We start from the raw sequence: 12,286 nt of genomic DNA, 5'->3' as shown, positions 1-12,286 counted from the left end.
GTTTCGCCATGCAAATCAAAGGTCCTGGAGTGTCACTGTACAATCAGATGCAAGCCATGGCGCAGCAAGCACGTGGGCCACAGCAGACCATGGCCGTGCAACGGCTGGAGCAAGGCGGCGTGTCTCCTGTCAGCCACAGCCAAAGTGACTTTGGTGCCATGCTGAAAGGGGCCATCGATAACGTCAATGGCTTGCAGATGCATGCCCGGGGCTTGGCTTCTGCGGTAGAAAATGGGGTTGAAGGCGTTACCATTGCCGAGGCTATGATTGCTGCGTCGAAATCATCCATTGCTTTTGAAGCGACTGTTCAGGTTCGTAATAAAGTAGTGGAAGCCTATAAAGAAATTATGACGATGCCGGTATAAGAGCTAAGGGGTAAGTTGTGGCAGAGAACCAATCCACAGAACTGGCGTTAAGCGGCGACGACTTTAACTCCGGCGATCAGCAGGAACAAAAATCCGGTTTTATCAGCAACCTGGGTGGCACTGATCTGCTTCGTCAGATCACCATGATCATCGCACTGACTATTTGCTTAGCCATCGCCTTATTGATTATTTTATGGGCCCGCCAGCCAGAGATGCGGCCACTAGGCACCTTTTCGACAGAAGAGTTGATTCAAACGCTGGATCATCTGGATTCACAGCGGGTGAAATACCGACTGGATGGCAATGTGATTTACGTGGCTGAAAATGAGTTTCAAAGCATCCGTCTTGGTATGTCTCGGGCAGGTCTGACGCACGAGCCATCGACTGGCACAGATATTTTGATGCAGGACAGTGGCTTTGGTGTCAGCCAGCGCCTGGAGTCTGAGCGATTAAAGCACAGCAGGGAACAACAGTTAGCCCGAACCATTGAAGAATTGCAGAGTATTTCCAGGGCTCGTGTGCACCTGGCTATTCCGCCTGAAAATGTTTTTGCCAGGCGTGAACGTTTGCCATCAGCCACTGTGTTGGTGACAGCGCGCGGTGGTCGGGTGATCCGCGACAGCGAAGTGGATGCCATTGTGGATATAGTTGCATCGGCAGTGCAAAGTCTGGAGCCATCGCGTGTGACGGTCACGGACCAAAATGGGCGTTTGCTAAACAGTGGCTCTCAGGACATGGCTTCGGCCCGGAAACGTCGTGAGTATGAACTAGAACGAGCCCGGGAAGATGAATATCGGCAGCGGATCGATAGCATCCTGTTGCCGGTGCTAGGGATGGGAAATTATACCGCGCAGGTCGATGTGGTGATGGACTTTAGCACTCTGGAGCAGACACAGCAGCGCTTTAACCCAGACTTGCCAGCGATTCGCAGCGAGATGAGCATTGAAGAGAGCAGTGTTGGTGGTTTAAGTGGGGGCATCCCCGGTGCTTTGTCCAACCAGCCGCCTATGCCCTCAGCGATACCTGAGGAAGCAACCGGGGGTGGTGCTACGCCTGTGGTGCCTGGACGAAATCATCGCGAGAGTACCCGAAACTATGAGTTGGATACCACCATCAGCCACAGCTCCCAACAATCTGGAGTAGTGCGCCGGATCAGTGTATCGGTTGCAGTCGATTACAAACTTGGCCCGAATGAACAAGGAGAGCTTGAACCACAGCCTCGAACCCAGGCTGAATTGGCTAACATAAGACGTTTGTTGCAGGGCAGTATCGGGTATGATGTTCAGCGTGGTGACAGCATAGAAGTGGTGTCTGTGCCCTTCACCCGGACAGAGCTGGATGCTGAGCCAACGGTCTTCTTCTATCAGGAAGAGTGGTTTATGCGGCTTACACGGTTGCTTATCGCAGGCTTGGTGATCATTGTATTGATCTTGTCTGTGGTACGGCCAATGCTGAAAAAACTGATCTATCCTGAAGATACCAAAGATGCCTATGATGAAGATGCGCTGGGCTCTGGTTTGGATTTGGGTGACGATACCATTGATATGCTGAAGTCGAGTTTTGATGAAACTGCCGTTGGCTTTGCTGAAGATGGTACCTTGATGCTGCCGGACTTGCACGGTGATGAAGATTTGCTGAAGGCGGTTCGGGCTTTGGTAGCGAACGAACCTGAATTGTCGGCCCTGGTGGTCAGAAACTGGTTGGAAGAAGATGACTGAGAACGATGAAAAGCCAAGTTTCGATGTAGGTAAGCTGGATGGTGTTGAGAAAGCCGCTATTCTGCTGTTAAGCCTATCGGAAGAAGATGCTGCTCAGATCCTAAAGCACCTGGAGCCTAAGCAGGTGCAAAAGGTAGGCGCAGCCATGGCACAGATGACGGATCTGAATCAGGCGAAGATTTCCGCAGTGCACCGTTTGTTTATTGAACAGATCCAGAACTTTAGTACCATCGGATTCCAGAGTGAAGACTTTATTAAGCGCGCTTTGACTGCAGCGCTTGGGGAAGAAAAAGCTGCTAATCTGATTGACCAGATCCTCATCGGTGGCAGCGCCAGAGGATTGGACTCGCTGAAATGGATGGATTCCAAGCAGGTGGCAAATATCATCCGCAACGAGCACCCGCAAATTCAGACCATAGTGCTCTCCTATCTGGCGCCTGAGCAATCGGCTGAAATTTTGTCGCAGTTCACTGAAAAAGTACGGCTGGATCTCACCATGCGTATTGCCAACCTGGAAGAAGTGCAGCCAGCTGCATTGCAGGAACTGAATGAGATTATGGAGAAACAATTTGCCGGACAAGCCGGAGCTCAAACTGCGAAGATGGGAGGCTTGAAAGCGGCTGCAGATATTCTGAACTACCTGGATACCAACATCGAAGGCCAGTTGCTCGATTCTATCCGTGAAAACGATGAAGAAATGGCGCAACAGATCCAGGATCTGATGTTTGTGTTTGAAAACCTGATTGATGTCGAAGATCGTGGTATTCAGACGCTGCTGCGTGAAATTGAGCAGGATATTCTGATGAAAGCACTCAAAGGTGCTGATGATAGCTTAAAAGAGAAAGTCTTCAGCAATATGTCAAAACGTGCTGCCGAATTGCTGCGGGATGATCTGGAAGCCATGGGGCCGGTTCGGGTCAGTGATGTCGAGGCGGCACAGAAAGAAATCCTGGCCACGGCCCGTCGCCTGGCGGATGCCGGTGAAATTATGCTTGGTGGCGGTGGTGGTGATGACTTCCTTTAATGCTGGACAGCGGAGCTGCCTATGAGTTCGGATCAGTTTCGCTATAAGCGCCCATTCTCACCAGATGCCAGTACCCTGGATCAGTTGCAAGAGTGGTCAACGCCCGATTTAAGCGCGGATATGCGCAAGTATGAAAAAACCAATGCCTTAAATAAAACCAGGCCAGTTCCGAAGACAGAAGAGCACAGTGTTGCCGAAGAGGACGAAGAACTTAGCCTGAAGCCTTTGACTGCCGAGCAGATGGAGCTATTGCGGCAACAGGCTTATGAAGCTGGCTTTAGTGAGGGCAAAGACGATGGTTTTGCAAAAGGCTACGAAGAAGGGCGGCAACAAGGCCAGGAGGATGGTGTAAAGCAGGGGCTGGCAGAAGGCAAGAAGCTGGGGTTGGAAGAAGGGCAGCAGCAAAGTGAGCTGCAGTTCAAAGCACTGGCGTTGTTGCTGGATAAACTGCAACAGCCATTGCAACAGCTGGAGCAACAGGTTGAGCAGGAGCTGGTTGCCTTGACGTTGGCCATGGCAAAAGCGGTGTTGCAAACGGAAGTTCAAACCAATCCTCAGGTGATTTTAACGGCGTTACAACAGGCGATAGATGCCTTGCCTCTGGCGCAGGGCAAAGTTCAGATCAAGTTACATCCTGACGACCTGGCTCTGGTGCAACAAAAGTACAACCCGGAACAATTGAAAGAGCGGGGCTGGCAGTTGCTGGCTGAACCCACTCTAAGCCGAGGTGGTTGCCGACTGGAAACGGAGCTATCCCGGGTAGATCGCACTGTAGAGCAGCGACTGCAGAGTGCTTTGGCACATTTCCTATCCACGGCCGATGAGCCATCCTTAGCTGTCAGCCCACCAATACAGACGGTGGCGGCCAGCACCCGGCAAGAACTGCCGCCGGACTCGGAAGAAAAAGCCGCTCCTCTTGACGCTGGAAGCCTGTCTGAAGAGTCCGAGCAGGAGCCGCCACCATGACCACGCCTTTGGCTGAGCGTATCCGTCAGCAGCAAGGCTATATCCGTGCAAGCCGGCCTTCGGTGTCTGGTCAATTGGTACGGGTGGTTGGACTAACCCTGGAAGCGACAGGATGCAGTGCTGGTATTGGCCAAAGCTGTGAAGTGGAAACCGCACAGGGGACGCTACTGGCGGAGGTGGTAGGCTTTGCCGGTGATCGCATATTCCTGATGCCCAAAGACGATATCTCCGGAGTGGTTCCGGGGGCTAAGGTCACGCCTGTGCTGCATGAGCAAGGAGTACCTTTGAGTATGAACTTGCTTGGCCGTGTTGTCGATGGCGCCGGTAAGCCTTTGGACGGCAAAGGCCCTATTAAAGCAACAAACTTTGCGCAGCAGCGGAAAGTGCCTATCAACCCATTGCAACGCCAGCCCATCCGTCAGCCATTGGATGTAGGGGTGCGGGCTATCAACAGCGTGCTCACTGTAGGGAAGGGGCAGCGGATGGGGTTATTTGCCGGTAGTGGTGTGGGCAAAAGCGTGTTGCTGGGCATGATGACGCGTGGTACCAGCGCTGATGTGATTGTGGTTGGGCTGGTGGGCGAGCGTGGCCGTGAAGTGAAAGAATTTATTGATGATATTTTAGGCGAGGAAGGCCGTGAACGCGCGGTGGTGGTGGCATCGCCAGCCGATGTGTCGCCGGTCATGCGTTTGAAAGGCTGTGAGACGGCAGTGCAAATTGCCGAGTATTTTCGTGATCAGGGGCTGGATGTATTATTGCTGATTGATTCCATCACCCGCTATGCCCAGGCGCAACGTGAGATTGCTCTGGCGGTTGGGGAACCACCGGCTACCAAAGGTTATCCGCCATCGGTGTTCGCCAAGTTACCTGCTTTGGTCGAGCGGGCGGGTAATGGGGCTGTGGGGAAAGGTTCCATTACTGGGTTTTATACGGTTTTGTCCGAGGGGGATGACTTGCAGGATCCGATTGCGGATGCATCCCGGGCGATACTGGATGGGCACATAGTATTGTCCCGACAACTGGCAGATAGTGGTCATTTTCCGGCCATAGATATTGAGCAGTCGATCAGCCGGGTAATGCCAGCAGTCACCAGTCTGGAGCACCAACTGGTTGCCCGGCAGTTAAAACAGCTGTATGCCAGTTACCGGCAGAGTAAAGACTTAATTGCTATCGGCGCTTATGTGAAAGGCAGTGATCCGTTACTGGATAAAGCGGTTGCGTTAATGCCTGCTATCCAGCGCTTTTTACAGCAGGGGATGAAAGAAGTGGTGCCCTATGATGACAGTTTGATGGCTTTGACACAGATATTGCCACAAGCCGCCCATAGTCAGTCTGTGCCTGGGTAAAACAAATGGCCAATAAACAACTGGAGCTGCTGGTAAAAGTGCAACTGGAGCGAGAAGAAAAGCTTCAAGCTAACTTTATGCAAGCCTTGCAGTACACCAGACAAGCCGAGCAAAAATATCAGGGATTGGCCGATTACCGAACCGACTATATTTTGCAAAGCCAGCAGCAAGGCAGTGCTGGTTTACAAAGCCGTCAGTACAATCAATTTGTAAGCTTCATTGCCAAGCTGGATTTGGCACTGGAGCAGCAGGCAAAACAAATTCAGCAGGCGCAAACCGTGCTGGAGCAGCGTCGCCAGCAATGGTTGAGCATGCAAAAAAAGCGTAAGGCATTGGAGTACTTGCTGGAGCAACAGCGGCAGCAGGCTTTGCAAAAAGCAGCAAAAACCGAGCAGTTGTTGCAAGATGAACTTGCGATGCAGCAGTTTGTGCGCCGATACTCCCAACGGTAAATGGCATACCCTAATACTTGGCCTGGATTTTGAATACATCTGAGCAAGGCGTCAGAGTAAGCCTGCTCTGGTCAGTTCAATACGTGTAAGCCGTAAGGAGAGTGCACATGGCGGATGCATTACAGATGTTTTTGCTGTCGGCGAGTACCGCCCAGCCTGGTGCAAGTGCTGGCAGTAAAACGGTCGAGCCGGAGCTATCGGCAGATGTTCAGGCTTTTGCCGATACTCTGGCCGAAGCGGGTGAGCAGCCATTGCGGCTAATCGAACGGCAAAAAGCTGCCATGCCTTCGGCAGTAGATGATGCGCTGGTGGCAGAATCGGTTAGCTCTGAGTCCTTGGAAGCAATTCTTAGTGATGAGCAAAGCTCGGCGGATGATAAAGATGCCGCCCGCGCCTGGTTGGCCATTATTCGTGACGGGCAAAAAGCAAGCTCCGGTTTAACCCTGGCAGCCAGCAAACTCGATCAACAAACAGGCGCTGAAGCCGATCAGGACCAGGTAGACAGCAGTACGTTGAAACCAAAGGTCCTGCGGAGCTTTAGCTTGGCTGCCGCGGCTGTTTCATCGAGCCAACTGGAGTCCGAGACGGGCTTTCACTTGCAAGCCCGGGCTAAGGTCAATGAACAAAGCGAGCTGGTTGCAGCTGAAGTGCAACCAGAGCCGGGTAGTGGTGGGGCGACGTCAGTTGACGTCAGCTCAGAGCAAGCAGCTGTTTCCGATGAGCCATTGCCGGCCTCGAAGCACACTGAAAAACGCACAGCCAGCTCCTTGGTGCATAATCCCGAGCAACCTAAATCGATGCAATCACCATCTGAACAGACGGCTGCAGGCTCAGACATGGCTAAAGCGGCATGGGCAGCATCCGATGAGGTAGCCGCCCGAGAGTCTGTGGCCACAATGCCACATGATGCTGAGCCCGGAGTGTTGGTTTCGCGTGCGGGTTCACTTGCTGATGCTGCTACCGATAGCAAAGCAAGCGACGCAAATCTGTCCGAGGCCAAGACTTCCACCGCCACAGCCAAATCAGAGCCGTCGGTAGGGCTATCGGAGTTGACCGCGGGGCTTGCTGATGCATCCATATCGGAGCATACGGCAACAAGTCATAGCAGTCCGCTGACGCGAAGCGAGGGGCCGACCAATCAGCAAACGCTGGCCTCAGCAGTGCAGGCTCGGGCTGAAGCGCATAGTAGCAGCACCGCAGCCAGTTCCCAGTCTGGTGGATCCCCATCGGGTGAGCAAAAGTCGGGTGAGCAAAAAGATCAAAGCAGTGCCAGTAACCTGTTGAACGCCATGCAGCAATCTTTAGCCAACAAAAGCAACGACAATGCAGACCAGACCAATGCCGCAGATGAACAAGTTCCATCGCCGCTCGATAGCCTGTTGCGTGCCACAAATGCAACCTCCAGTCTGCAAGCAGCTGGCCAGCCACAACCCTTAACCCTGTCTGCCAGCATCAATACCGCCCAATTACTGCAAAGCCAGGGCAGTGCGGCATCACCGGCCGGTGTCACACCAACGGTCAGTGAGCTGTTACGACAGCCAGTGAACTTATTAGCTGCCGATGCGACAGGCCAATTGCGTGAGCGCCTGGTAATGATGGTGCGTAATTCGGTGCACAGTGCTGACATTAAACTGGATCCGGCCGAGCTCGGCAGTATGACTATCCGTATCAGTATGCAGCAGGAACAGGCCAATGTGCATTTTTTGGTGCAACAGGCTCATGCCAGAGAGATTTTGGAGCAACAGCTGCCAAGGTTACGTGATATGTTAGGGGAGCATGGTATTGAACTGGCCGACGGCCAGGTAGCGCAACAGCAATCCGGTCAACAGCAACAAGACCAGCCTGCAGGCCAGGCAATGGCAAACGAAGATGATGATGTATTCATGCAAGAGCAGCAGCTGGAAGTCGCCAGACCAACGGACAGGCTGGTGGATTATTATGCATAACGATGTTTTTACCAGGTCTGTAATTGCGATCCGCACAGCCTGCGTTCACAATAGCATAAAGTATTTATAAGCGGGGCAAGGCATGGCAGACAATAATGAGTTGAAAATAGCGGAAGGCAGTTCGAAAAAGAAACTGATTCTGATGGTCGCTGGTGGCGTTGCTATCTTGCTTGTTGTGGTGGTAGCGGTGCTGTTTTTCTTCTCCTCAGGCGATAGTGGTCAATCAGGGGCCGGGGGGCCCGGAACAGCAACTGGCATCGATGGAGCACCGCCAGCACCCACTGGGACAGCCTATTATGTGCCTTTGCCAAGACCCTTTATCTTTAATGTGCCGGGCAGTAGCCGGGATCGTCTGGTACAGATCCGAGTGCAACTATTGGTCCGTGGCAGCAACAACGATACGCTGGCAAAGCGGCATATCCCACTGATTGAAGGCAGCCTGCTGCAAACGTTCAGCAGTGCCAATGCGGATGATTTGGTGACGGCTGCAGGCAAAGAAAGCCTGCGCAATAAAGCCTTGAGTGATTTGCAACAGGAGCTGTTAAAGGTGACAGGGACTGTGGTGGTGGAAGAGGTTCTCTTCACCGGTTTTGTAATGCAATAAAAGGGTAGCGTCGTGACGGACTTATTGTCACAAGATGAAATCGATGCGCTGTTGCATGGCGTTGATGACATCGAAGAAGAAGATATTGACGACGGTGGCGATGGCACCGGCCGCTCTGCCACAGAATACGATTTTTCCTCACAGGATCGGATTGTTCGTGGTCGTATGCCAACGCTTGAGCTGGTCAATGAGCGCTTTGCCCGTCATATGCGAATCAGCTTATTCAATATGATGCGCCGGTCTGCCGAGGTGTCGATCAATGGCGTACAAATGATTAAGTTTGGTGAGTATGTCCATACCCTTTTTGTGCCGACCAGTTTGAATATGGTGCGCTTCCGTCCATTGAAAGGCACCGGTCTTATCACCATGGAGGCCCGGCTGGTCTTTATTCTGGTGGATAACTTCTTTGGTGGCGATGGTCGCTACCATGCAAAAATTGAAGGGCGGGAATTCACCCCGACCGAGCGGCGTATTATACAGATGCTGCTGAAATTGATTTTTGAAGATTACAAAGAAGCCTGGGCTCCGGTGATGGATGTCTCTTTTGAATACCTTGACTCCGAAGTCAATCCAGCCATGGCCAACATTGTTAGCCCAACAGAAGTGGTGGTCATTAGCTCTTTTCACATTGAGCTGGATGGCGGTGGTGGTGATTTTCATGTGGCTTTGCCTTATTCCATGCTGGAACCCATTCGTGAATTGCTGGATGCCGGGGTGCAGAGTGATAAAGAAGACACCGATCTGCGCTGGAGTAAAGCAATGCGCGATGAGATCATGGATGTTGAAGTCAATCTGACCACCAAAATGCTGGATGTGGATTTAACGCTGCAAGAGGTGATGGAGTTAAAAGCAGGGGATATTATCCCGGTCGAGTTGCCAGAGCATATCACAGTGCTCATTGAAGAACTGCCGACTTACCGGGCTAAAATGGGGCGCTCACGTGATAATGTTGCGCTGAAGATCATTGAAAAAATTAAACGACCAGAGTCGGTGAAGTCAGAGTTGCACGTCTTTACCAAAGGTGGACGACGGCTGGATAGTGATGCCGATATCTCTGAACTGGAAGCCGACTTAAATTTATCGGCACGTACTGAGGATTAAATACAATGGCTGATGATAAAGATACCATGGATGAATGGGCTGCTGCGATGGCAGAAGCTGATGGCGATGGAGCAACGCCGGTCGAGCTGGATGAGTTGACGGAAGACCACCAGGGTACAGGTGAGGATAAACTGAAGCTCGACACTATCTTGGATATTCCGGTGACCATTTCGATGGAGGTTGGCCGATCTAAGATCAGCATTCGGAATTTACTGCAACTGAACCAGGGCTCTGTGGTCGAGTTGGAGCGGGTTGCCGGTGAGCCGTTGGATGTGCTGGTAAATGGTACATTAATCGCCCATGGTGAGGTGGTGGTGGTCAATGATAAGTTTGGCATTCGCCTGACGGATGTGATCAGCCAGATTGAGCGTATTAAGAAGTTGCGTTGATGAAAAGATCCTTAGTTGCAGTTGGTTTTTGCTTACTTGTTAGTACTGGCTTGCTGGCGGTGCCGGATGAACCAGAAGCCGGGCCAGCCCAGTCGCCTGAGATCGCTTTGGTGGCATCTGACGTTGATGCAGAACCCAGCACGGATACAGAGCCAGCTTCCGACGCTATGGTAACCAGCTCACCTTATCGCTTTGGTCAGGATAAAGATGCCGGGGATCAGGCTTTAAAAAGGGCTGGCGCGACCACAGGTTTGTCTTTGGGGAAAATCGTCATTTCTCTGGCATTTGTTATTTTGATGGTGTTGCTGCTGGGCTGGTCCTTCAAAAAATTGACACTCCGGATGCCGGGTAGTCAGCATATGAAAGTAATTAGCACCATTCCGCTTGGACCTAAGGAAAGGTTGTTAGTTATTGAAATGCAAGGAAAACAGCGTGTTCTAGGGGTGACGGCACACCAAATTAATTTCTTGTTTGAACTCGATAAGCCCCTGCCAGAAGAAAAGTTGGCATCAGAATTTCATAGTCAGTTGCAATCGTGGTTGAAAAAGTAAAAATGGACTATGTTGCGACTTCTATGGGTGCTGCTGGCACTGGGTTTTAGTTCCGCAGTCAATGCTGATGTCGGTACCTTGCAAGCCATCAGCGTTACCACCAATCCAGACGGTTCTCAGGAATACAGTGTAACGCTGCAAGTTCTGGCCATTATGACGGCCCTGAGCTTTATTCCGGCCATGGTCATAATGATGACCAGCTTTACCCGCATTATTGTGGTATTGGCTATTTTACGCCAGGCCATCGGTCTGCAACAGTCGCCATCGAACCAGGTATTGATAGGGATCGCTTTGTTCCTGTCCTTTTTTATCATGGCGCCGGTGTTCAATGAAATCAATGAACAGGCGCTGCAGCCTTATCTGGCGGAAGAAAAAACCTCATTGGAGGCTTTGCAGCAAGCCAGTATACCGGTCAAAGAGTTTATGCTGCATCAGACCCGGCTGCGCGATCTGGACACTTTTGCCAGCATTGCCGGGGTAGAAGAAGTCGACAATCTGATGGACTTGCCCATCACCGTCATTATTCCTGCATTTATTACCAGTGAGCTTAAAACGGCCTTCCAGATTGGCTTTATGTTGTTTATTCCATTTCTAATCATTGACTTGGTAGTGGCCAGTGTCTTGATGGCAATGGGTATGATGATGTTGTCACCGATGATTATTTCGTTGCCTTTTAAATTAATGATGTTTGTGCTGGTCGATGGTTGGATCCTGGTGATGGGAACCATGGCCACCAGCTTTGGATTGGGGACCTAGTATGAGCCCTGAGGTGTTTGTTGATGTGCTGCGAGATGCTTTGTACATCGTGATCCTGCTGGTAAGTGCGATTATTTTACCATCGCTTTTTGTTGGCTTGATTGTGGCGGTGTTTCAGGCTGCAACCTCCATTAATGAACAAACCTTAAGCTTTTTACCGCGTTTGATTGTCACCATACTGGCGCTTATTTTTGGTGGCCATTGGCTGACCCGGGTGATTATGGACTTTACCGAAGGTCTGATCCTTAGTATTCCATCTGTGGTTGGCTAAGCGGGGACTGGCGATGACGTTTCATCTGGACCTCATCATGCAAACCCTGGCCGACTTTTTACTGCCAATGGCTCGGGTCAGTGGCGTGCTGATGATTATGGCCGGTTTGGGTACCCGTAATGTGCCGATGCGGATCCGGATTGCGCTGATCGTGACCTTAACCATAATGATTATGCCGGTCATACCGCCAGTGGCAAATCCTGAACTGATGTCATTTCGTATGGTGTTGCAAGTGATGCAGCAAGTAACCATTGGTTTTGCCATCGGTTTTATGACGCTTATCTTTATCAATACCTTTATTATTGCCGGCCAGGTGCTGGCTACCCAGAGTGGTTTAGCCTTTGCGTCCATGGTTGATCCTGCCAGTGGTATCAGTGTGCCTGCAATCGGACAGTTTTATCTGATCCTGGCAACCCTGCTGTTTTTTATTTTTGATGGTCACCTGATCACCATCCAGATGCTGGTGATGAGTTTTGATACTTTGCCGATTGTTGATGCCTGGTGGTCGGTGTTGCAGATATGGCAGATCATGGAGTTTGCCGGCTGGATGTTTGCAACCGCTTTATCCATTACGCTGGCACCGATAATTGCTATGCTGGTGGTGAATTTGTCGTTTGGCATTATGACCAGGGCAGCACCGCAGTTAAATATCTTCGCGATTGGCTTCCCAATTACCATGTTATCCGGGCTGCTTATTCTCTGGCTGACCCTGGATACCTTTCTTATTCATTATGGCATTCAGTGGCAGTTGGCTGTGGATTACAGCTGTCGTGTGATTGGCTGCTAGGGGGGGCACT

At 51.3% G+C, this 12,286-nt stretch carries 14 protein-coding genes; all 14 read left to right on the top strand.

The genetic code is table 11. From position 1 onward, the window contains the following. Positions 1–8: 8 nt before the first annotated feature. Entirely contained in the window at positions 9–365 is a 357-nt protein-coding gene (gene fliE / locus ABC502_RS00350) for a flagellar hook-basal body complex protein FliE (RefSeq protein ID WP_330088388.1), read from the top strand. Positions 366–382: 17 nt separating this feature from the next. Then, the gene (fliF, locus tag ABC502_RS00345; RefSeq protein WP_345914524.1) at positions 383–2,083 is read left to right on the top strand and encodes a flagellar basal-body MS-ring/collar protein FliF; all 1,701 of its coding nucleotides are present in this window, start codon (positions 383–385) and stop codon (positions 2,081–2,083) included. Then, entirely contained in the window at positions 2,076–3,107 is a 1,032-nt protein-coding gene (gene fliG / locus ABC502_RS00340) for a flagellar motor switch protein FliG (protein WP_330088390.1), read from the top strand. Before fliF ends, fliG begins: the two co-directional genes overlap by 8 nt. A gap of 21 nt (positions 3,108–3,128) precedes the next feature. Continuing rightward, on the top strand, positions 3,129–4,073 hold the full coding sequence (fliH, locus tag ABC502_RS00335; RefSeq protein ID WP_345914523.1) for a flagellar assembly protein FliH: 945 nt from the start codon (positions 3,129–3,131) through the stop codon (positions 4,071–4,073). Then, positions 4,070–5,419 (top strand): flagellar protein export ATPase FliI, encoded by a 1,350-nt coding sequence (fliI, locus tag ABC502_RS00330; RefSeq protein WP_345914522.1) that lies wholly within the window; start codon positions 4,070–4,072, stop codon positions 5,417–5,419. The genes fliH and fliI overlap by 4 nt, the downstream gene beginning before the upstream one ends. 5 nt (positions 5,420–5,424) lie before the next feature. Continuing rightward, complete coding sequence (fliJ, locus tag ABC502_RS00325; RefSeq protein ID WP_330088393.1) at positions 5,425–5,871, top strand: flagellar export protein FliJ; 447 nt, start codon at positions 5,425–5,427, stop codon at positions 5,869–5,871. A 107-nt stretch (positions 5,872–5,978) separates the two neighbouring features. Further along, the gene (locus ABC502_RS00320; RefSeq protein WP_345914521.1) at positions 5,979–7,817 is read left to right on the top strand and encodes a flagellar hook-length control protein FliK; all 1,839 of its coding nucleotides are present in this window, start codon (positions 5,979–5,981) and stop codon (positions 7,815–7,817) included. An 82-nt stretch (positions 7,818–7,899) separates the two neighbouring features. Beyond that, the gene (gene fliL / locus ABC502_RS00315; RefSeq protein ID WP_330088395.1) at positions 7,900–8,421 is read left to right on the top strand and encodes a flagellar basal body-associated protein FliL; all 522 of its coding nucleotides are present in this window, start codon (positions 7,900–7,902) and stop codon (positions 8,419–8,421) included. A 12-nt stretch (positions 8,422–8,433) separates the two neighbouring features. Further along, complete coding sequence (fliM, locus tag ABC502_RS00310) at positions 8,434–9,522, top strand: flagellar motor switch protein FliM (protein ID WP_330088396.1); 1,089 nt, start codon at positions 8,434–8,436, stop codon at positions 9,520–9,522. 5 nt (positions 9,523–9,527) lie between these two features. Beyond that, complete coding sequence (fliN, locus tag ABC502_RS00305; protein ID WP_330088397.1) at positions 9,528–9,911, top strand: flagellar motor switch protein FliN; 384 nt, start codon at positions 9,528–9,530, stop codon at positions 9,909–9,911. After that, complete coding sequence (gene fliO, locus ABC502_RS00300) at positions 9,911–10,462, top strand: flagellar biosynthetic protein FliO (RefSeq protein ID WP_345914520.1); 552 nt, start codon at positions 9,911–9,913, stop codon at positions 10,460–10,462. Before fliN ends, fliO begins: the two co-directional genes overlap by 1 nt. Positions 10,463–10,471: 9 nt before the next feature. Beyond that, positions 10,472–11,218: a flagellar type III secretion system pore protein FliP gene (fliP, locus tag ABC502_RS00295; RefSeq protein ID WP_330088399.1), complete on the top strand. Its 747-nt coding sequence runs from the start codon at positions 10,472–10,474 to the stop codon at positions 11,216–11,218. A 1-nt stretch (position 11,219) separates the two neighbouring features. Further along, a complete protein-coding gene (gene fliQ, locus ABC502_RS00290; protein ID WP_091341823.1) occupies positions 11,220–11,489 on the top strand; it encodes a flagellar biosynthesis protein FliQ in 270 nt (89 codons plus the stop codon). A gap of 13 nt (positions 11,490–11,502) precedes the next feature. Continuing rightward, entirely contained in the window at positions 11,503–12,276 is a 774-nt protein-coding gene (gene fliR, locus ABC502_RS00285; protein WP_330088400.1) for a flagellar biosynthetic protein FliR, read from the top strand. Positions 12,277–12,286: the final 10 nt, after the last annotated feature.

This window comes from Alkalimonas sp. NCh-2 (genome assembly GCF_039631345.1).
Classification (GTDB): domain Bacteria; phylum Pseudomonadota; class Gammaproteobacteria; order Enterobacterales; family Alteromonadaceae; genus Alkalimonas; species Alkalimonas mucilaginosa.
Note: the sequence above shows the minus strand (reverse complement) of the source record. Positions and strands in the feature narration are given on the sequence as shown.

Coding starts and splice junctions, on each gene's coding strand:
- fliN (WP_330088397.1), top strand. CDS start 9,528: ATGGCTGATGATAAAGATACCATGGATGAATGGGCTGCTGCGATGGCA.
- fliE (WP_330088388.1), top strand. CDS start 9: ATGCAAATCAAAGGTCCTGGAGTGTCACTGTACAATCAGATGCAAGCC.
- fliG (WP_330088390.1), top strand. CDS start 2,076: ATGACTGAGAACGATGAAAAGCCAAGTTTCGATGTAGGTAAGCTGGAT.
- fliL (WP_330088395.1), top strand. CDS start 7,900: ATGGCAGACAATAATGAGTTGAAAATAGCGGAAGGCAGTTCGAAAAAG.
- fliQ (WP_091341823.1), top strand. CDS start 11,220: ATGAGCCCTGAGGTGTTTGTTGATGTGCTGCGAGATGCTTTGTACATC.
- fliP (WP_330088399.1), top strand. CDS start 10,472: ATGTTGCGACTTCTATGGGTGCTGCTGGCACTGGGTTTTAGTTCCGCA.
- fliR (WP_330088400.1), top strand. CDS start 11,503: ATGACGTTTCATCTGGACCTCATCATGCAAACCCTGGCCGACTTTTTA.
- fliJ (WP_330088393.1), top strand. CDS start 5,425: ATGGCCAATAAACAACTGGAGCTGCTGGTAAAAGTGCAACTGGAGCGA.
- fliH (WP_345914523.1), top strand. CDS start 3,129: ATGAGTTCGGATCAGTTTCGCTATAAGCGCCCATTCTCACCAGATGCC.
- fliO (WP_345914520.1), top strand. CDS start 9,911: ATGAAAAGATCCTTAGTTGCAGTTGGTTTTTGCTTACTTGTTAGTACT.
- ABC502_RS00320 (WP_345914521.1), top strand. CDS start 5,979: ATGGCGGATGCATTACAGATGTTTTTGCTGTCGGCGAGTACCGCCCAG.
- fliI (WP_345914522.1), top strand. CDS start 4,070: ATGACCACGCCTTTGGCTGAGCGTATCCGTCAGCAGCAAGGCTATATC.